The organism is Komarekiella delphini-convector SJRDD-AB1 (assembly GCF_014831675.1).
Lineage (GTDB): Bacteria > Cyanobacteriota > Cyanobacteriia > Cyanobacteriales > Nostocaceae > Komarekiella.
Map to the genome: position 1 here is coordinate 108141 of NZ_VJXY01000005.1, position 19434 is coordinate 127574.

The window sequence follows — 19434 nt, forward strand, 5'->3', positions numbered from 1 at the left end:
CAATACTAAACAAGCCACTCAATCAAATCGAGTAGGCTTGCCAAACATGCAAATGCCTATGGCTGAGAAGATTGTTAAAAATCTTTAAGCACATAGGCAATTATAGCACTGCTGTTGAGCTAATCAATCATCTCCAGAGGCGCTAGTGAGCAACTTCAGTAAAAACACCAATTTTACGGAATTTTTCATAACGCAGTTGGCGTCGTTCTGGAGCGGTTAAGCGATTGAGTTCATCCAAATTGTCTAAAAGAGCTTGCTTGAGAGTAGTAGCGGCTTTTAGGGGATCTGCATGAGCGCCGCCGATGGGTTCAGGCAATATCTCGTCAATAATTCCCAAATTTTTCAGATCAGGAGAAATAATTTTTAGGGCTACTGCTGCTTGGGGAGCTTTAGCAGCATCTTTCCACAAGATAGCAGCACAGCCTTCGGGGCTAATAACAGTATAGACAGCGTGTTCAAACATTAAAAGCCGATCGCCTACACCAATACCAAGTGCGCCGCCAGAACTGGCTTCACCGATGACTGTACAAATGATCGGCACATCCAGGCAAAACATCTCTCGTAAATTGTAGGCGATCGCTTCTCCCGCACCTTGTTGTTCGGCTGCTACTGTCGGCAAAGCGCCTGGAGTGTCGATGAAGGTCAAAATCGGCATTCCAAACTTATTGGCATGTGCCATCAAGCGCAGCGCCTTACGATAGCCTCCTGGGGAAGCCATGCCGAAGTTTCGGGCAATATTGTCTTTAGTGTCACGCCCTTTTTGTTGACCCAACATAACTACGGGTTGTCCCCCTAAACGAGCCACACCGCCAATTAATGCCGGATCGTCACCACCACTGCGATCGCCATGCAATTCCATCCATTCATCACTAATTGCTTGAATGTAATCGAGAGTGCTGGGACGGCGAGGATGCCGAGCGACTTGTAATCGCTGAGATGGTGATAGACTACTGAAAATTTCCTCACGCAGTTGCATGGCGCGTGCTTCAAGTTGACGAATTTGACCAGAAACATCAACGCCATTTTCTTCTGCAAGTTGCCGAATTTGCTCAATCCGGGTTGCAAGTTCTGCGAGTGGCTTTTCAAAATCCAACAGTAGCGGTTTTCGCTCGATAGTTGCCATTGTAGGAGTTATGAGTTACGAGTTATGAGTTATTTGTTCTTTGTGATTAGTCATTTATCATTGCATTCAGACAAATGACTAATGACCAATGACTAAACCAGCAGTGGTCTAAATCCGTGTTTAACCGACACCCGACCAATCTGCTCCATTTTGTCTACAGTAATCTGATTGCGTCCCCATGAAAAGTTTGTATATAACTTCTCAAATTCCAGCAGCATTGATTCAGCGAAACAAGCAAACAACTGGCGTGCTGGCACGTCCATATTGACTATTTTCATAATTTTCCAGTCAATATCCAGAGAATGCTCTACAATTCCACCATTTAGCACGTGTACACCAGGATGCTGAATTTTCATTGCTAAATTTTTAGGATAGCCACCATCAATCAGCAAGCAAGGTTTCTTCAAAACTGTGGGGTCAATTTCCACACCTTTGGGCATACTAGCTACCCAAACTACAATATCAGCTTGGGGCAGTGCTTCACTCAAAGACATAATTTTTCCCCGTCCCAGTTCGCCTTGCAACTCTTGAAGACGTTCTTGGTTCCGGGCGATCAGCAGGAGTTCTTTGACATCAGTTTTCGCATCTAGCCAGCGTGTAACTGCACTGCCAATGTCTCCTGTTGCTCCACATACAGCAACAGTCGCGCTCTTAAGATCAATTCCTAGTTGTTTTGATGCTTCTTCCACTTGCCGACAAATAATGTAGGCAGTATGTGTATTTCCCGTGGTGAAGCGTTCAAATTCTAGTTTAATGTTGCGGACTTGGCTAAACTGCTCTAATTTAAAGTTTTCAAAAATAATCGAAGAAAACCCACCCAAAGCCGTAATGTTGATGCCATGCTTCTGGGCATGAGCCATAGCGTTCAGGATTTTGCGTGTCGCTGCTTTGATGCGGCGAGTAGCTAGCATCTCCGGTAAAAAGCAAGATTCGACATACCGTCCTTCAATTTTTTGCCCAGTCACACTGGTGACGATAATGCTATCAACTATTTGCGGCGGGGCGCTGCACCAAAAATCTAGCCCTTGATCGGCATATTCTGGATATCCCAATTCTTGGGCTACCGCTTGAGCGTGTTCCAAACTAGTCAGATGTCCAATTAGACCAAACATGTAGTGATGTATTAAGCTTATGCTGCGTCGAAAGCGTGGAATTGAGTTGTTCAAAAATGCTGAGTTACTGAAGTTTTAGAGTAGCAAAAGTCGCCACTCTAACTTTTTGCTGAGTGTTGAGAAAAAAGCAGGTAAAACAATTGATTCACTCTTAACTCTTCAATCTTCACTCATTACTCAGCACTCATAGCTCAGCACTGTGTTTAAACTGCCGTCAGTCCGTAAGCTGACATCCGCATGATGTCACGAGTTGTGAAGCCGATATTACTCAATGCTTCACCGTACTGAATCATGAAGTCTTCTACCAAAGCATCTTTAGCCATTGCTAAAGTGTGAGCATCGTCTGCAACTTGGTTCAGCATTTTCCAGACGATAGGTAGGTTTTGGCGATTTGCTTCTTCTAGTTCAGTTTTAGATTCTGTATAGTGTTCTTTCAACCAAACTTCTCCAAAGTTGAGATGACTGTATTCATCTTTTACTACCCCTTCTGTGATTTTACGTGCAAAATCATCTGCAACTGGGATGTAAATGTTATACGCTGCTATGGCGAAACATTCAATAATTAAAGACTGAATTAATAGGCAAGTAACAACTTTACCTTCTGCCGCCGCTGTTTGGAAATTTTGGTGTAGTCCGGCAAAAAATTCTTTGGCAAATTGCAAATCTGGTGTGACTTGCAAATTGCGCCCACAAGCTTCAAATCCTTTTTTGTGGCGACTTTCCATCTTGGACAGACGAATCAGTTCATTTTGATGTTCCGGCAGCAGTTGGCCCAGTCTAATGTAATTTTCATGGGCTTCTTGTTCCCCTTCAATTACGATCGCATTAATGCGGCTGTAGGCATCTTTATAGATTTCGCTGTGAAAATCAATCTCTTCAAACTGGTCTGCAAGCTGCTGCATGGTATGTTTACTCCTGTAAAACTGAATCATTTAATACCAGAGTTGAATTTACTCTATAAATTTAGGGTAACAAGCACTGTGGTTTAATTTTACTTAACAAGTAACTATGTTTATAGATTAGCTTTTGCTGGGGGCAATGCTCTAGTACTAAAGAAATAAACAAACAAATGCTTTGTAGAACAACGTCATGTCCAAACCAAACTGGAATCTGAAATCTGGCGATTTTTTGAGCCTAGGAGTGCTGTTGTTAGGAGCATTTATTGTCCTACTACCGCTGTTTGTGGTCTTTCTCACTTCATTTGCACCTCCAGGAGCAGCTTTAGAAGTTTTACCCAAAAATAATTGGTCATTAGCTAATTACCGCGATGCATGGCAGCGAGGTAAATTTTTGCTGGCGTTTGCTAATTCTACCTTGGTAGCGATCGCTGTGACGGCGTTTCAGATTGTCACTTCAGCATTAGCAGGTTACGCCTTAGCACGGCTGAAATTTCGCGGACGCCAAGCACTACTACTGATTGTTTTGGCAACTTTGGTGATTCCGTTTCAGTTATTGGTGATTCCCATCTTTTTGGTGTTGAAGTGGGGACACTTAATCAACACTTACGGGGCACTAATTTTACCAACCGCTGTCAACGGCTTTGGCATTTTCTTGTTACGTCAGTATTTTCAAACGATTCCCGTGGAGTTAGAGGAAGCCGCAGCTATAGACGGAGCAAATCGACTGCAAATTTTGTGGCGGGTGATGTTACCTTTAGCGCGTCCAGCTTTGGTAACGCTATTTCTGTTCACCTTTATCGGCGAATGGAATGATTTGTTTAAGCCTTTAGTGTTTACAACACGCCCAGAATTAAGAACGGTGCAGCTAGCTTTGGCAGAGTTTCAGGAGCAATTTACAAATAATTGGCCCTTGATGATGGCAGCGGTGACTATAGCGACTGTCCCCGTGATGGTACTATTTCTCATCGGTCAGCGTCAGTTTATTCGGGGTATTGCCGCGACGGGGATTAAGAATTAGCGGCAGAGGTGGAGAAAAACTTACGGCGTTATAGCTGTAGGGTGAACAGCCGTAATTTCAGAGTAACGGGTAAAGTCGTCGAGATTGAAGGTAATAATGTAAGTCACACCATGAACGTACATGGAAGCCACAATTCGTGCATCATGTACCTTTACCCCAGAGACTCTATAGTCCACAACTAAACGTCGCCATTCACTATGAATTGCTTCACTATCAGGCAAGAAAGTGAAGTAACGCTCGATTACTTGTGCCCTTCGGTTTGTCTGCTCAATTGATAAACCAAAGCCACTTCGTGCTGTTGTGGGGCGGGTGCATACGTTCCAGAATTCTGCCAGGTTTTGTGAGGTGTAACAAATTTCCTCTCCTTGTAGCAGTAGAGAGTAAATGGCATCACGAACGAGAATATGATTTGGATCAGAAGGAGAGATAAACCTTAATAGGACGTTTGTGTCTGCCATGTAAGGCATTAGTCATGATTCCCATAAATGCTTTCACGAGTAAATGCTTCTGGTGGCAAAATGGGTATTTCTTCTGCCTCAGCAAGTATTTTTATGTCAGCTTTCCAAGCTTCAGGGTCAAAAGAACGCTTTGTCTTTTGAAAGGCTGTTGAATATTTCTGTCTCTCTAATGTGCCGAAGATATCCCTTTCAATCAAATCACGGACGTATGCAGCCCTGTCGCCGCCTTTTAAGCGAACTCGCTCATCAATCAACTTGAGTAGAGGTTTGCTGATTCCAGTCACCTCAATTATGTTATTTTCCATGTTTTTTTCACTTCCATGCTGTAGGTGCGATCGCTTATCACTCATACTTGAATTAATCACAGCGCCAAATCTTAATTGCACCATCATTACTACTACTAATAATGCTCCTGCCATCTGGGCTAATGACAACAGCATGAATTAAATCTAAATGTCCGGTGAAAGTATCAATTAGTTGTCCATTGCCCACATCCCACAATTTGATGGTTTTATCTCGACTACCGCTAAGGAGCAAATTACCTTGAGGGTTAATGGCAACAGTAGTTACCCAGTCAGAATGCCCAGTTAGGCTACGAATCATTGTGCCACTGTCTATGTGCCATAGATGAATTGTATTATCCCGACTGCCACTTACTAAAGTTCGACCATCTGGGCTAATGGCTACACTATAAACCCAGTCTAAATGTCCAGTGAAAGTGCGAAGTAGCTTGCCGTTAAGTAAGTTCCAAATTTTAATTGTGTTGTCCCAACTACCGCTGGCGAGTGTCTGACCATCGGGGCTAATGGCAAGGGTGCAAACTGAGTTAGAATGCCCGGTAAGATTGCGAATTAGTTGACTGGTGGGTAGATTCCAAACTTTGATTGTGTTATCACGACTGCCACTAACTAAAGTTTGACCGTCTGGACTGATGGCGATCGCATTGACTCGATCAGAATGTGCTTTTAATTTACGAAGTTGTTTGCCACTACTCCAATCCCATAGTTTGATAAATTTGTCCAAACTACCGCTGACTATTGTTTGACCATCTCGGCTAAAGGTAACAGCAGTAAACCAGGTAAGTTCGCCTTTAAAAAATCCTGATGGGGAAGTTAAAGTACTTTTAAGGCTGCCACTATTGAGATGCCACAGCTTAATGGTATTGTCGTCACTGCCACTAACAATAGTCTGACCATCTGGGCTGATGGCGATAGAACGTACGGAAGCAGCATGACCTGTGAGAGTATGGATACATCGCCAACCTTGGGAACTTGGGGTTTGAGGTGATGTTGTCGGCTTGCTAATAATTGTTGACGGAATCTCGACGGATGAAGTAGTGCCATTTAAATCTTTTAGCACGTGATTGGCTGATTGATAGCGATCGCCTACTCGGTCTTTAACTAATTTCTCTAAAATTGCTATTAACTGGTTACTAATAGTTATACCTGCATTCCGTAGATGTTCTTGCCATAACCAGCGTGACTCCCAGGCATTGTAGAGATTAGAAGGGTGCGTTCCCGTCATTAGATGTATGCAAGTTACACCCAAAGCGTAGAGGTCACTAGCTGGATATGCTTCGCCAAAGCGGAGTTGTTCATCTGGGGCATATCCTGGTGTACCTGCCATTGTACCCCTTGACCCACTGATTATAGTGCTGCTTGCCTGTTTAGAAATGCCAAAATCAATTAGCACTAGAGTGCGATCGTGGCGACGCATAATATTTTCAGGCTTGATATCTCGGTGAATCACCCCGTGTTCGTGAATGAACTTCACCACTGGCAATAAGTCTGCCAAAAGCTGCCAAATCAAACTTTCGTGAAAGGCTCCATACTGTTCTAATTCTTTTAATAAATTCTGTCCATCGACAAACTCTTGCACCAAGTATAGTTGTTTGTCTTGTTCAAAATAGGCCAACATATTGGGAATGCGATCGTTTTTCCCTAATTCATATAGCCGAATTGCCTCTTGATTAAACAGTTCAATTGCCTTGTTTAACGCTTGCGAATTTCCCTGAATTTCTAGCGACGGAGAAAATTGTTTAATGACACATGCTTCATTTAATCGGTCTTGATCAACTGCGCGATATGTTTTACCAAATCCACCCTCACCCAACTGACTAATAGCTTGATATCTTTGTTTCAGCAGCAGCTTTGACCCGCAATTAAGACAAAAATTTCCATGAGCGGGATTTTGGGGTTTTTGGCAACTGGGATTGAGGCAGTAGCTCATACTTTGGCAGATAATTGGGCAATGGAGTACTGTGAAGCCTCTATCAAATCGCTAAACGTTAGCAATAATTTGATAATACCCTATTGAGCCTACATTTTTTATACATCACTAGAGGCTAAAAATCCAATTATTATCAATAACCATAAAATTGCACCGAACATAATCCACGCAATTTCTCTACCTGTAAAAGATTCATTTGTTGGTAAACTAGGCTGTTGCTGTGTCCAGTAATAATTAAACGCTTTGACAACTGTTAATAATGGCAAAAACGTAAATACTGAGATTAGCCATAAAGGGTCTGGCAATCTTGTTAATACAATAAATATCCAATAAATAAATGTTACTTGAAAAGATGAAGGCTTACTTCTATATCCTTGTTCCTCAGCTAGAGCAAAAGCTTTTTGGCATAAACTAAATAAATAAAAAGGTAAAAAACAAGACCGGAACCAAGGATTTATGTTTAAGTTATCGCGTTCTTTAATAAATTTCCATTGTTTATGTGCCCACGGTAGTTGATAAATTCCCCAAGTAAAAATATATAAAGTACAAAACTTCCAAATTGGAATTACGTTAGAAAATTTAGCTTGATTCATAGTTTTTTATATACTATGATTATTGTGTTTGAAATAATTTAAAGTAACAATCAAAGAATAAAACTATCCTTACTTACACAATACTGGAATTTAGGTTATCTTGAGAAGCAGTTTAGAGAAAAATACCGTAAAAGTTAATGTTATAAGCAGTTGCTAGCTAATTGCATGGAGACAGCAAGTAGACTCACATCAGGGTATGAATTTAGAATTTGAGTGGGATGATCAAAAAGCTAGTGACAATCTCAAAAAGCACGGCATCAACTTTGAAAGTGCTAAGACAGTCTTTAAGGACTCAGGTGCTTACATATTCGACGATGAATGGCACTCTGTTAGTAAACCACGGGAAATCTCGGACGTGACCAAGACAATCACTTATTATTGGTTTGTTTCACAGAGAGAGTAAACGTTATTCGCATTATTAGCGCACGTCTAGCAACAAAGAGAGAACGAAAAGATTATGAAGAATTCACAGGCTTCTGAATCCCAGAATAACGCAGACGATGATTTGCTACCAGAGTATAACTTTGACTATCGCAAAGCCAAGCCAAATCGATTTGCTAGCCAAGAAGAAAAATTTCCTTTGACAGTTACTCTTGATCCTGATGTTGCTGAGGTCTTTAAAACATCGGCAGCTGTTAACAATGCACTGCTTTCTTGCTGTGTCAGCAATTCCTAACACAGCAAGAAAGCAGAGAGAATGACAAATGACTCTTACTTTATTTAATTCGTTTCCTGGATTTGCAGACGTACAGTGTGTTCAGTAGCGCCACTAAGTTGCAGCTCCATGATTTCACCGCCTAGGGGTTCTAAGCAAGTGAGGAGCGATCGCAAGTTTGGCGTACTTGCACCTGTATCCACATACAATCGATCTGCTAAGCTACCGATGCGTTTCCAAGTCATGTATAACTTGGCGATCGTTTGTTCTATTTGAGATGCTTGATTTACCAAGTCAGCGGCTATACTCAGACAACCAACTCTTTGAGCTTCTTCTAAAGCGGTTTCGATATCAATATCTTCCTGAGTTAGCGCTTGGACTTGAGCCGCTCCTTTGAGATATTTTGCCAAGTTACGTGCTTCTGTAGTTACCTGTTTGAGGGTATCCACATCCGGGTTAGCAGCAATTTCTTTCTGGATGAATTTTTGATGCGATTCTGGCAGTTTTTCCATTTCCTTCACTAGTGGGGCGATGTAGCGCGGGGGAAGGGTGTTATCTGCTGCTTTTGCTCTAACGGGTTCAGGTAGTAAATCTGAGGACATAGCTGTCCATTCGTCAGTGAGTTGACGTACTTCACGCCTAGTGATGCGATCGCCTTTTTGTGCGGCTTCACTCACCATTTGTTGCACTTCTGGGACTGCTTTGGAGGTTTCGACAAATGCCCGTTTGCTAAAGTTATTGACAGATCCGGGGTCAAGTTTACCGTCTTCTATGAGAGTATCGGCACTATTAGCTAACTGTATCCAAGCATAAGCCTGACTTTTACTGATTTCTCGTTCTTTGAGCCATTTGAGAAAACCAGTACCTCGCCCGTCACCACCCTTTTTTTCTCTGTCGCGGATAGCCCGTAAAATTCGTCCTCGCCAGATTTCGGTTTGCAAATCAAAGCGATCGCATACTTGCCAAGCTACATCAAGTTGCTGTTGAAAATCTGACTCTAGAATCTGTTCATCTTCTGGATCAGGTAGTTCAAAGGTAAGATCTGCTGGCTGTTGCAAAGCAGCAGCAAGGTCGTTGATAGAGTCGGTATCTTGCACGATTGATAGCTAACTAGTGTATGCGATCGGCTTATTATGCCACAATCTGTATCCTTCGGTGGAAAGATAAACTCAAATTTTAGCTAGTTTATTTGTACTAATTGCTGCTACTGCTTAACTATTTTTCTCACTAAATGGCAACTCCGTATTAATTGCCTCAATCTCCTGTTGTTCGAGTTGATTCACTTCACGAATGTAAGGGCGTAAAATTTGCTCTAAACGACTATTGTAAAAACGATGCAAACTGTAATTGGGCATAGCGGGGAAACCGCGCCGTTTTTTGTGGCGTCCACCCGCGCCAGGGTCAAAAAGTTGGATGTTGTTAGCGATCGCCCACTCAATCGGTGCATAATAACAAGCATCAAAATGCAAGCAATCTATTTCTTGAAAACTCCCCCAATAGCGTCCATATAGTTTGTCATTTTTAAATAAACAAAACGACATTCCTAGAGGATGCTGACTATCTTGCTCGCTGTATGCGGCGAAAAACAAGACTCGATGCCGATAATCCGCGTGTAGCTGCTCAAAAAATCGCTTTGTTAGATATTTGCTACCCCACCAGCCAAACTTATCACAGGTATCAGCATAAAACTGGTACATCAAAGGAAACAAAGACTTAGGAATTTCATCCCCAGTTAGCGCTTGCAATCGTAAACCAGCTTTCTCTACAGCTTTGCGTTCCCGTTTAATATTGCGACGCTGATTCGCGTTAAAAACTGCTAAGTAATCATCAAAAGTTTTAAATCCGGCATTTTCCCAAACATAGCTGTGGTGCAACCAAGTTGTAAAGCCGTGTCGTTCCAGCACAGGCCGCCATTCGGGATCAACGTAGAGAAAATGACACCCAGAAATCCGATTTTTGACGCAAAAAGAGTCAATTTCATGGACTATAAGCGCTGTGATTTCATCCTCGTCTTCTCCTGGAGCAATTAAGAACCGATAGCCTTCAGCGGGAGTAAATGGAACCATTCCTAGCAATTTTGGGTAATACTGGACTCCAATGCGATCGGCTAACTCTGCCCACTGGTGATCAAATACAAACTCACCATAACTATGTCCTTTCAGATAAAGAGGCGCAGCAGCAATCAGTGTTCTATCTCGCCACAGTGTTAAGTGATTTGGCAACCAACCAGTTTTAGCCGTAGCACTCTGGGAGGTTTCGAGATTTTTCAGCCATTCCCATTCTAAAAACGGTGTTTTGAGTGGCATTGCCAAAGTATTCCAGGCGTCTTGGGGTACTTCAGCGATTTTGTTAGTCCAAATGACAGAATAGCGAGGTTTGAGTTGTTCCACCATCGTGTGGCTTTTGAGGAGGATTAGGGATTGGGATTAGGGACTAGAAGGAGAAAATAAGTAATTTTGTACTTGCAATTGTCTGTCTTCAAAATCAGTCAAGTCACGTCGTGGTTCGTAGTAAGGACTTTAGTCCTTTTTTGAGAACTTCAGTTCTCACTACAAACCTTTAATTCTTTACCCTGTTCTACTTACTTGCAATTGTCTGTCTTCAAAATCAGTCAAGTCATGTCGTGGCTACGTTGTTAGTCCTCCAGCTTGAAAAATCTGTTTGGCGGTTAAATTTAACTCCAGGAAAGTAGGCGAGACGATGCGCTCGCTGCCTCTAAATTAAGTAACTTGGTATTCACCATCGATTAATTGATAAATAGATATAGTAGGCTGTTTGGGGTTGCCAGTAAACTTTTTAGCGCCTAGACCGAGATAATCCACAACCCAGTATTCAGGAATTCCAATACCCTCATACTTACCCTGCTTTGTGTAGTAGTCATCATCCCAGTTGGTACTAACCCTTACGGGTTCGTCAGTTGCATCAACGCGGGGAACCCGCGCAACGCACTGACTCACTACCTCAACTACTAAGGGAATTGATGCTGCAAGGCTGACAGTTGATTCTTTTTTCCATAGCGGCTCATTTACTAAATTAGGGCGATTGAGTAATAGCACATCTGGGGAGTAAGCAGATTCCGAAGTAGAAGGTTTAATCAGCGCAGTTTTGGGGATTGTTAATGGTAAATTTAATCGATCAAATTCTACTGTAAGTTTTCTTGCTATAAAACCAACAACATCTTCATGGTCTCCCACGGGTTGTGCCATTTCAACAATCACGCCATCATGTAATTCGTATCTTCCGCCCTCGGGCCGCCACGCTGCAAAATCTTCAAAGGTTACTAGTTTACGTAAGGCTTGAATCATAATTTATTACCTCTGTTCACAAGCCACTCCCACCATAGCCTTATTTAGCGTAATCTAATCTGCTGATTGTTGCAGCCGATAGTGCAAAAACACTTCTTGATCAACGGTATTAACTTCTAGAAGTTGCAACTTAGGAGCTAAATCGGCTACAAATCCTCTGCCTTCTACGGGGGTAGGTGCAGTAGTACCACCTAAAATCATTGGACACACAGTCAACCATAATTCATCAATGAAATTTAACTCCAGCAGAGAAGCGACTAATTCACCTCCACCCAAGACTACTAATCTTGTTATGTCTAGAGTTGCCAGGTGTTGCAAAGCAGCAAGGGTGTCAATTTTCCCCGTTGGTGTTTCAAAAACCAAAATCTGCTCAAATTCTGAGCGTCCTTGCCAGGAAATTGCTGCTGCTGTTGTCGTAAGCAACCAGCGTTTAACTGGCTGCTTAAAGAACTTAATCTCCGGATTGAGGTTTCCAGAGTGTGTAATCACTATGTGAACTGGCTGCGGAGGCTTGCCCTCTTGTGTTCGGTGTTCCAATAGGGTTGGATGTGATACGGTAAGTGTTGTACCGTAAGCGCGGAGAGTACCAGCTCCGAACAAAACAGCATCAGAGGCAGCGATTTGTTTTTCTAAGTGTGCTTTATCAGCCCTTGAACCAAACCGAGCAGGCGATCGCCTAATATCTGCTATCTTGCCATCTGCACTCATTGCTAAAACAACTGTAGTATGAGGACGATGTTGCACCATTACGTTGGTTTGATAGTTGTAATATTTTCCTTGCTAGTGTATTGATTATTAAAAAAATTCCATGCTTGCAAGTCACTGTTTAACAATTTCACCACTGTATCTATATGCAATGTAAGTCGGTTTTACATCTACCATCTATGAGTTTTGGTATACCACGTTTCTTTTTGCAATATCACAATTTGTTATTTTTAAACATTGAAAATAAAGTTCTGATAATTTAATAAAATGTCTCATTTAGCTGGTCTAATTGCATATCGTTACTGTTGTGGTTTGCAGATGCGAAGTGAGACACTCAATGGCTAAATCCCATCAATCATCTTTTCGCCGAATTTTAGTAACAAGAATATTGCTTCTGTTCGTTCCAGTTTTATTAGTAGGGGAGATTTTTGCCCTCAATAAGGCACGTTCTAGCTTATTGAGAACTGCCCGTCAAAACTTAACAGAAAGCGCCATCAATAAAGGGGAAAAAATTACCGATGCGATCGCCACATTAAAAACTACCTTACTCACTGCAAGTCAAACAACCTCAATTCAATCGAATTCGCCTTTAGAAGCGCAACAATTTATCACTCAGTTAAAGCAACAATTGCCAGCCCGGATTGAGTGCATCCAATTAATGAATGTACTAACCCGTACAATCGTTGCTAGTACCTGTGGCGATCAAGTAATTGGAGAATTGAAATTACCTTTTCCAAGTGACGGAATTGATATTAAAGCGATACCACCACCGAAAGTAGGAACAACTGGGAAAAAAACTACCCAAAATCAACCGCAATTATTATTATCTGCTCCGGTCTATAATCGCCGGGGAAACTTGATTTATACCTTAAATATTCAGTCCACATTGCACCAGCAGACCGAAAATCAGCCAGGGTCGCTCACAGGCTCTATAGTAGTCATTGCTGAAGATGGCACAATTTTAGCCCATCCATTGACAAATTGGCTGGGGACAAATATCGAACAGCACCCAAATGCTTCCCGGTTGAAAAGCATTATTAAAAAGGCGATCGCAGGACAAAAAGATTCGATCAATTTATCTTTTGCAAGGGGACAAGAACTAATAGCTGGCTATACAGCTATTGCAAATCCAATTACAAATCAACAACAGCAAAAATGGATTATCTTAGCTGTTACTAGTGTGGAAGATGCTCTTATTGGGTTAGAGGAAATCAAACTCATCTTGATTGTTTTAACAGTTGGCTTGATTGGCGCGAGTTTGGTAGCATCGCTCTATCTCGCTCCTTATCTGGCAACACCTGTAGAAGAACTGCGAGACTACGCTCTAAATATTCACTCTCACCATGCTGCACAACCAGTTCCACACAACTTTAAAATTCGGGAGTTCAATCAACTGGCCCAAGCACTAGACCAAATGGTCGAGCGACTCAAAGCCTGGGCAGAAGAACTAGAAATAGCTTGGAAAGAAGCTAAAACCGCTAATCAGATCAAAAGCCAGTTTTTGGCTACTACTTCCCACGAATTGCGAAACCCATTAAATACTATTATTAACTGTATTCGCTTGGTTGAAGAGGGCTTATGCGATAACCGGGACGAAGAAATGGAGTTTCTCAAGCGTGCTGATGAAACAGCGATTCACTTACTCAATATTATTAATGATCTGCTCGACATTTCTAAAATTGAAGCAGGTAAGCTTTCAGTAGTCACAGTACCACTTGACCTGCGACAACTATTGCTAGAAGTAATCAATTTACAATCGGTCAATGTTCAACACAAAGGCTTGCAGCTGAAATGTGAGCTAGGAAATGAACCGATACCAATTAAAGCAGATGCGGCAAAACTTAAGCAAGTGCTGATTAACGTCATCGGTAACGCTACCAAATTTACCGAAACGGGAGGCATCACTATTGCTACACAAATTCAACATAGTGCTGGCAAATCTCAGGTTGTGGTAACAGTCAAAGATACAGGTATAGGCATTGAGCCTGCTCAACAACACAAACTGTTTCGCCCTTTTGTGATGGTTGACACAACCGCCCGCAAATTTGAAGGTACGGGACTGGGACTAGCGATTTCACGGAACTTAATCGAACTCATGGGAGGCAGCATTACTCTTGCGAGTATGGGTCTGCATCAAGGTACGACAGTTAGCATTACATTACCTTTAATTGATATCTCCTTATTATCAGCCCCAGAAAAAAAAGATGACTTAGGGGAACTCAAATTTCCCCCGGAGGATGAAGGGGCTAAAGGAAGCCGCTACCCAAACCTGACGTCTACGGAAAGCCCATCTTTGGGGGTTTACAGTACGGAAACGAAGGTAGATGAAGACACAGAGCATCGGCTTGTAGAGAAAGCTTGCGAGATTAGTCTACTACAAAGTTTGCCAAAGGGTGGAACTTGTGCTAAGAGCATGTTTGAAAGGAGTTAGGAGTTAGGGAAGTAGAGGGGCAGGGGAGCAGGGGAAGCAGGGGAAGCAGGGGAATAAATACTGACTCAGCGCTCAAAAAGGCACTCAGCACTCATCACGGGCTAAACCATAGCTATCCGCGCTTCAGCACTTTTTCAAGCGAAGAGTTAGGAGAGGAGTTATTTAGAAAAACAGGTTTGCCGCTTTGCTGAAGAGATGCTGTTAAAGCATCCAGAATTTCTACTAACTTTGTGCCTACCCAGCCAGATGAAACCTCTGAGGGAGTATTTTTGAGGATGGAGACAACAAAGCGATCGCAAACCCGCTGCAATGGTTCACCTGTTTCTAGTTCCAGTACTTCTTGCTTTTGATTCACAGGAATAAATTGATTTCCCCGCTGTTCAAACTCACCATGTAACAGTGTCAGCGGTGATGAGAGTGACATTTCATCAAAAATCAAGCTGCCAAGACTACCCACAATCCCCAGACGTCTCTGTTTATCAGGATTTAGCCAGCACAAGTGAATATATGCTTGAAAGCCATCTGGGTATGTCAGCGTTACCCAGACTAAATCGGCTAGTTCCTGATCAACAGGAGTGGGAGAAGTTTTTTCCACTTCCCCCACTCCTCCTTGTAGCCATACTGTACCTGTTGCTTGTACTTTCACGGGTAGCTGACCCAGCCAGGTATTAAAAATAGCAATATCGTGAATGGCTAAGTCCCACAGTGCATCAACATCTTGCCGAACCGGCCCTAAGTGGGTGCGGGTGGCATAGCCATAGCGTAAATCACCTAATTTACCAGCCTCAACTATAGTTTGCCCTTGTTCAACCGCTGGGTGAAATAAATAGGTGTGGTCAACCATGAGTATTAAGTGCTGTTGTTCTGCCAAGTGGCAAAGTTCCTGGCATTGTATTGAGTTAAGAGTTAAGGGTTTTTCTGCTAAAACATGGTATCCCTGCTGGAGAGCGTCCTGAATTAAGGCATAGTGAGTAATAGCCGGAGTCGCGATCGCCACCCCTGTTAATGGCACTTGCTTCAAAGCTTGCCACTCAGTTGTTAATACGACATTTTCATCTAAATTAAACTGCTGTTTTACTGCTATTAATCGTTCTGGAGTGGGGTCTACTATTGCAACTACATTTACTTGGGGATGTGCTAAAAAATTCCGCAACAAATGTATTCCCCAACGTCCAACACCGATGACAGCGATTTGAATTTTGTTTGTCATTAGTCATTAGTCATTAGTCATTAGTCATTTGTATACAAAGGACGTAGACGCGTCAACGGCTTCTCTGAGGCTAGGACACCGATTCAGTATTCAAGATCGGGGTGAAAAAACCGATTATTTCGTAGAGACGTTGCAATGCAACGTTTCTACAATCAACTGTATTTCGAGTTCAGGGTTTTTCCTGATTGCTAATTGCAAAAAATGCTACTTTGGCTGCTGCTTGTTCTGCGGCTTTGATGGAGCGCCCTTTACCTTGTCCAAGTTTTTTTCCGTGCAGCCAGACTTCAGCGACGAAACGCTCTTGATTGCGGTGCGGTTGGCCGACTTCTACAACCCGATACTCTGGTAAAACTTTAAATTGTGCCTGAGTCCATTCTTGCAGAGCTGCTTTGTAGTTGAGTCTAGCTGGATCAAGGCGAATTTCTGTCGCTAGTTGTTGAAAGTGGGGATCTAACCAAGGGCGAATCAGTTCGAGATTTTGAGTACTGAGGTAAAGCGCACCCAGAACTGCTTCAAAAGCATCTGCTAGTCGTGACTCTTGACCAATTTTATCAGCTGTGGCACTGCCAGCAACCAGCAAATATAGCTCGAAACCGTATTCTCTAGCTAGTTGGGCAAGGATGCGATCGCTTACCAACACCGAGCGAATCGCTGCAAAATCCCCTACTGGACAATCGGGATAATGTTCCCATAACACAACGGCTGCTACCAAACGTACCACAGCATCCCCAACAAACTCCAGTTGTTCATAGTTTGCCGTCTCAGAAACAGTTGGGTGAGTCAGCGCCAAATCAAGTAGTTGCCACTTTATAGGTGCTTCTGGTGACATACCTAATTTTTGTACTAAACTTTCGAGTTGACGCTGACGACGTGGATAAGCTAGGGACATTATTCATTAATCATCATTAGTCATTTGTTAATAACTAATGACTAAAATAGATAGACAGGACATATTTGACAAGGGTTTCAGACTCTAAGGAGAAAAATCTTACACAAAACTTACAAAATAGATTGATTTTGCTTCTTAAAACTGTATTATCTGTAATACTTGAAATACAAAAGTCGTACAATCAAGTTCTTGTCCCTTATTATCTCTCTTAAATGTCCATAATTCTCTAACTATTGCTTCAATAACTTTACAATGCTAATCTTGTTAGTACATTATTACTATTATACGTAATAGTTGGCATCGGCCTGATAGGCTGGTTTTCTGTGAGTTTCGCTATTTTTAAGGGATTATATTTTAGTGACGTTCATGGAGTGCAAAACGGTTTTGGTTTAGGATGAGCGATCGCTCAAGCTCATAGAGGTAAAATTATTGTCATCTATCGTAGCTAACCCGGCAGAAACATCTGCTACTGAAATTATCTAATTAATATCTTATGAATTGGAGTGCTGCATTACCAACTTTTCTCATTACTTTAAGAGAAGGTGTAGAAGCTGCTTTAGTTGTTGGGATTGTCTTGGCATGTTTACAGCAAGCTGAACAACAAAAATTGCATCGTTGGGTATATTTAGGAATTTTTAGCGCCACTATAGCTAGTTTTGTAGTTGGTTTATTACTAAACTTAGGTATCCAAGGATTGCAAACATCTAAGTATATCTATGCACCTGTTTTTAAGCAATTATTTGAGGTCGGACTGGGTGTAACAGCGATCGCCATGCTTAGCTGGATGTTAATCTGGATGACGCGACAAGCACGATTTCTCAAAGCGGAAATTGAAGGCTCGGTCAAAAGTGCTTTGGGTAATGACAACCGCGCTGCTTGGGCAATTTTCAGTTTAATTTTTATTGCCGTATTTCGAGAAGGCATAGAGACAGCTTTGTTTATCGTCGCTAAGTTTCAAGAAGGCTGGATACCAGTCCTTGGAGCAATAGGAGGACTAACTACAGCAGTTTTAATTGGGATGCTGCTGTTTAAGTGGAGTATCCGAATTAACTTGAGCCAATTTTTCCAAGTGATGGGCATATTCTTGCTAATGATTGTTTCTGGATTGGTGATTTCTGCCCTTCGTCATCTTGATGCTGCGGCGATTGCTTGGAGTCAGATTAATTCCTCAGTTGTTGAATGTGGACAAGGGAATACCTCTTGTCTTTTGGGGTTCCAGATTTGGGATCTCTCAGGTATTTTACCCGACCGACAGTTTCCTGGAATTTTGCTAAAAACTTTATTTGGCTATACCCAAAAGCTGTATCTAGTTCAAGCTGTGGGGTATCTGCTCTTTTGGGCGATTGTGGGTAGCCTCTACTTCCGTAGTCTTAGCCAACCCACACAATTAAAACCAGCAACCAAACTTAATTGATAGACGTTTATGCTTGCGATCGCACAAGTATGAGCCTCACCTACTTTTATGAGTTTATTTGATACGGAACTGGCAAGGATAGTCTAAAACTTGTCGCAAGTTTACCACCAAAGGAATACCATTTTAAAAAAGAATGCGACAGATAGACCACTGTAGAGACGTTGCATTGCAACGTCTCGTATAAAGGATATTCAACTACCCCAAACCAGAGGCATTGTGTTCAGGAAAGCGAAGAGTAACTGAGCGTTTCAACAGGCTTGCAGTATTTTATAACGTATGTTCTTTCAGGCGATCGCTAATGTTAAGGCTGTCGTCTACTGACTTTGACAGATGCCAATTTCTCCAGCCATCTCAATGCTTCTTTATAAAAGTTGAACTTGCTTTCACTAACACGAAACTCTTTTGTGTGAAACATTTTCCTACCCTGAACCCACTTTGTGCCGTGGTACTTGTGCAGCAATTCGTGATACAAAACAAACTCAATCACAAATTCAGGTATATTTGCATCATCAAGAGTCAAACTAATCACCACCCTATCTCTAGCTGGCTCATAGTGTCCAAACTTACGGTAGGTGTTAATTTGGCTCCATGCAAGACGCGGTTTAGTAAGATTTGCAGCAAAATATTCACGGTTCAGTTTATCAAACAACTCATTCAGGTTATAAAAATTACCTTGTGGATTTTCTGCGTTGACTTCAGCAATTAAATCAAGCTCCAGCAGTACATCACTGTATTCTTCTGAACTAGCAAATGATCTAATGAGTCGTGTATTATCTTGACTTTTCCCAAAAAGAATGGATTTTACTAATGCTTGCAAAACCTCATCTGATGCATTAATAAATCCTTCATTAATAATAATATTAACAACGTCGCTAGATTTTTTACCCTTGTATAAAAGTTCTAAACTAGTAAATTCAATCATTAATTTAATCGATTCTTGACCATGTTTACCAAGAATTTCTTTAGCAATTTGCTGCACACGAAAAGTACTTGATAAATGAAGTTTTAGATTGTGTTCATCCGTCAAAAATTTCATCCATGAGTAAATTTTACGAGATGAGCGAGTCAAGTTGGCTGGAGTTGCTTGTTGATTAAAACATATTTGTTCAATGGTTGTTACTACTCTTACTAAAATCTGGATTATTTGATAAATTTGAGCAGAATCTAGGGTAGATGTTGAAGTTAAATTGAAAATTTTTTGTGAAATAGTACTTTGTTGTATTTTAATGTTCTTTAACCGAATACTCTTAAAGTCCATTTATTTTAATTATTATAAATACTTAAATCAGTGAACAGTGAACAGTAAACAGTAAACAGTTGGGGGATTTAAACCCGCCATTGCCTGCTACTATATTAGTTTTCAGTTGTCAGTACTCGCACTCTTAGCTCGACT

17 protein-coding genes and 2 pseudogenes are annotated in these 19434 nt (G+C 41.7%); 5 read left to right on the forward strand and 14 right to left on the reverse strand.

What is annotated here, in order from left to right; genetic code table 11:
• Window positions 1–142: 142 nt before the first annotated feature.
• The 3 genes from FNW02_RS06830 to FNW02_RS06840 form a co-directional block, all read right to left on the reverse strand.
• Complete coding sequence (locus FNW02_RS06830; RefSeq protein ID WP_191756804.1) at window positions 143–1123, reverse strand: acetyl-CoA carboxylase carboxyltransferase subunit alpha; 981 nt, start codon at window positions 1121–1123, stop codon at window positions 143–145.
• 92 nt (window positions 1124–1215) lie between these two features.
• On the reverse strand, window positions 1216–2235 hold the full coding sequence (locus FNW02_RS06835; protein WP_191756805.1) for a long-chain acyl-[acyl-carrier-protein] reductase: 1020 nt from the start codon (window positions 2233–2235) through the stop codon (window positions 1216–1218).
• 203 nt (window positions 2236–2438) lie between these two features.
• Entirely contained in the window at window positions 2439–3137 is a 699-nt protein-coding gene (locus FNW02_RS06840; RefSeq protein WP_162395647.1) for an aldehyde oxygenase (deformylating), read from the reverse strand.
• A gap of 187 nt (window positions 3138–3324) precedes the next feature.
• On the opposite strand from FNW02_RS06840, the gene FNW02_RS06845 reads away from it, so the two are divergent.
• Complete coding sequence (locus FNW02_RS06845; protein WP_191756806.1) at window positions 3325–4152, forward strand: carbohydrate ABC transporter permease; 828 nt, start codon at window positions 3325–3327, stop codon at window positions 4150–4152.
• Window positions 4153–4172: 20 nt separating this feature from the next.
• Here the strand turns inward: FNW02_RS06845 and FNW02_RS06850 are convergent, their stop codons facing one another.
• The 4 genes from FNW02_RS06850 to FNW02_RS06865 form a co-directional block, all read right to left on the reverse strand.
• A complete protein-coding gene (locus tag FNW02_RS06850) occupies window positions 4173–4619 on the reverse strand; it encodes a type II toxin-antitoxin system VapC family toxin (protein ID WP_191756807.1) in 447 nt (148 codons plus the stop codon).
• Entirely contained in the window at window positions 4619–4975 is a 357-nt protein-coding gene (locus tag FNW02_RS06855; RefSeq protein ID WP_191756808.1) for a hypothetical protein, read from the reverse strand. Before FNW02_RS06855 ends, FNW02_RS06850 begins: the two co-directional genes overlap by 1 nt.
• Window positions 4968–6839, reverse strand: a complete 1872-nt coding sequence (locus FNW02_RS06860) for a serine/threonine-protein kinase (protein WP_191756809.1) — start codon at window positions 6837–6839, stop codon at window positions 4968–4970. The genes FNW02_RS06855 and FNW02_RS06860 overlap by 8 nt, the downstream gene beginning before the upstream one ends.
• 98 nt (window positions 6840–6937) lie before the next feature.
• Complete coding sequence (locus FNW02_RS06865) at window positions 6938–7432, reverse strand: hypothetical protein (protein WP_191756810.1); 495 nt, start codon at window positions 7430–7432, stop codon at window positions 6938–6940.
• Window positions 7433–7628: 196 nt separating this feature from the next.
• On the opposite strand from FNW02_RS06865, the pseudogene FNW02_RS06870 reads away from it, so the two are divergent.
• Both FNW02_RS06870 and FNW02_RS06875 read left to right on the forward strand, forming a co-directional pair.
• A pseudogene (locus tag FNW02_RS06870) lies at window positions 7629–7912 on the forward strand (BrnT family toxin).
• Complete coding sequence (locus tag FNW02_RS06875; RefSeq protein WP_191756811.1) at window positions 7890–8108, forward strand: hypothetical protein; 219 nt, start codon at window positions 7890–7892, stop codon at window positions 8106–8108. The pseudogene FNW02_RS06870 and the gene FNW02_RS06875 overlap by 23 nt, the downstream one beginning before the upstream one ends.
• Window positions 8109–8152: 44 nt before the next feature.
• Here the strand turns inward: FNW02_RS06875 and FNW02_RS06880 are convergent, their stop codons facing one another.
• From FNW02_RS06880 to FNW02_RS06895, 4 genes and pseudogenes are all read right to left on the reverse strand, one after another.
• On the reverse strand, window positions 8153–9184 hold the full coding sequence (locus tag FNW02_RS06880) for a hypothetical protein (RefSeq protein WP_191756812.1): 1032 nt from the start codon (window positions 9182–9184) through the stop codon (window positions 8153–8155).
• 114 nt (window positions 9185–9298) lie between these two features.
• Entirely contained in the window at window positions 9299–10480 is a 1182-nt protein-coding gene (locus FNW02_RS06885; RefSeq protein WP_191756813.1) for a GNAT family N-acetyltransferase, read from the reverse strand.
• Between the two features lie 234 nt (window positions 10481–10714).
• A pseudogene (locus tag FNW02_RS06890) lies at window positions 10715–11392 on the reverse strand (Uma2 family endonuclease).
• 54 nt (window positions 11393–11446) lie between these two features.
• On the reverse strand, window positions 11447–12139 hold the full coding sequence (locus tag FNW02_RS06895) for a RibD family protein (protein ID WP_191756814.1): 693 nt from the start codon (window positions 12137–12139) through the stop codon (window positions 11447–11449).
• Window positions 12140–12434: 295 nt separating this feature from the next.
• On the opposite strand from FNW02_RS06895, the gene FNW02_RS06900 reads away from it, so the two are divergent.
• Window positions 12435–14528, forward strand: coding sequence for a sensor histidine kinase (locus FNW02_RS06900; protein ID WP_191756815.1), 2094 nt, complete (start codon window positions 12435–12437; stop codon window positions 14526–14528).
• Between the two features lie 112 nt (window positions 14529–14640).
• On the opposite strand, the gene FNW02_RS06905 is transcribed toward FNW02_RS06900, so the two are convergent.
• Together FNW02_RS06905 and rnc are read right to left on the reverse strand one after the other, a co-directional pair.
• The gene (locus tag FNW02_RS06905; RefSeq protein ID WP_191756816.1) at window positions 14641–15738 is read right to left on the reverse strand and encodes a Gfo/Idh/MocA family protein; all 1098 of its coding nucleotides are present in this window, start codon (window positions 15736–15738) and stop codon (window positions 14641–14643) included.
• A 169-nt stretch (window positions 15739–15907) separates the two neighbouring features.
• Window positions 15908–16627 (reverse strand): ribonuclease III, encoded by a 720-nt coding sequence (gene rnc / locus FNW02_RS06910; protein WP_191756817.1) that lies wholly within the window; start codon window positions 16625–16627, stop codon window positions 15908–15910.
• Window positions 16628–17120: 493 nt separating this feature from the next.
• Between rnc and FNW02_RS06915 the strand changes: the two genes are divergently transcribed.
• On the forward strand, window positions 17121–18041 hold the full coding sequence (locus FNW02_RS06915; RefSeq protein ID WP_191756818.1) for an FTR1 family iron permease: 921 nt from the start codon (window positions 17121–17123) through the stop codon (window positions 18039–18041).
• 301 nt (window positions 18042–18342) lie between these two features.
• Here FNW02_RS06915 and FNW02_RS06920 read toward each other — a convergent pair whose 3' ends face one another.
• Window positions 18343–19299 (reverse strand): SprT family zinc-dependent metalloprotease, encoded by a 957-nt coding sequence (locus FNW02_RS06920; RefSeq protein WP_191756819.1) that lies wholly within the window; start codon window positions 19297–19299, stop codon window positions 18343–18345.
• Between the last annotated feature and the right edge of the window lie 135 nt (window positions 19300–19434).

What these genes read in the sequence shown, in the direction of transcription:
- FNW02_RS06860 (WP_191756809.1), bottom strand. Translation starts at nt 6,839, where the DNA reads ATGAGCTACTGCCTCAATCCCAGTTGCCAAAAACCCCAAAATCCCGCT.
- FNW02_RS06920 (WP_191756819.1), bottom strand. Translation starts at nt 19,299, where the DNA reads ATGGACTTTAAGAGTATTCGGTTAAAGAACATTAAAATACAACAAAGT.
- rnc (WP_191756817.1), bottom strand. Translation starts at nt 16,627, where the DNA reads ATGTCCCTAGCTTATCCACGTCGTCAGCGTCAACTCGAAAGTTTAGTA.
- FNW02_RS06875 (WP_191756811.1), top strand. Translation starts at nt 7,890, where the DNA reads ATGAAGAATTCACAGGCTTCTGAATCCCAGAATAACGCAGACGATGAT.
- FNW02_RS06845 (WP_191756806.1), top strand. Translation starts at nt 3,325, where the DNA reads ATGTCCAAACCAAACTGGAATCTGAAATCTGGCGATTTTTTGAGCCTA.
- FNW02_RS06905 (WP_191756816.1), bottom strand. Translation starts at nt 15,738, where the DNA reads ATGACAAACAAAATTCAAATCGCTGTCATCGGTGTTGGACGTTGGGGA.
- FNW02_RS06835 (WP_191756805.1), bottom strand. Translation starts at nt 2,235, where the DNA reads ATGTTTGGTCTAATTGGACATCTGACTAGTTTGGAACACGCTCAAGCG.
- FNW02_RS06900 (WP_191756815.1), top strand. Translation starts at nt 12,435, where the DNA reads ATGGCTAAATCCCATCAATCATCTTTTCGCCGAATTTTAGTAACAAGA.
- FNW02_RS06895 (WP_191756814.1), bottom strand. Translation starts at nt 12,139, where the DNA reads ATGGTGCAACATCGTCCTCATACTACAGTTGTTTTAGCAATGAGTGCA.
- FNW02_RS06840 (WP_162395647.1), bottom strand. Translation starts at nt 3,137, where the DNA reads ATGCAGCAGCTTGCAGACCAGTTTGAAGAGATTGATTTTCACAGCGAA.
- FNW02_RS06915 (WP_191756818.1), top strand. Translation starts at nt 17,121, where the DNA reads ATGAATTGGAGTGCTGCATTACCAACTTTTCTCATTACTTTAAGAGAA.
- FNW02_RS06865 (WP_191756810.1), bottom strand. Translation starts at nt 7,432, where the DNA reads ATGAATCAAGCTAAATTTTCTAACGTAATTCCAATTTGGAAGTTTTGT.
- FNW02_RS06850 (WP_191756807.1), bottom strand. Translation starts at nt 4,619, where the DNA reads ATGCCTTACATGGCAGACACAAACGTCCTATTAAGGTTTATCTCTCCT.
- FNW02_RS06885 (WP_191756813.1), bottom strand. Translation starts at nt 10,480, where the DNA reads ATGGTGGAACAACTCAAACCTCGCTATTCTGTCATTTGGACTAACAAA.
- FNW02_RS06830 (WP_191756804.1), bottom strand. Translation starts at nt 1,123, where the DNA reads ATGGCAACTATCGAGCGAAAACCGCTACTGTTGGATTTTGAAAAGCCA.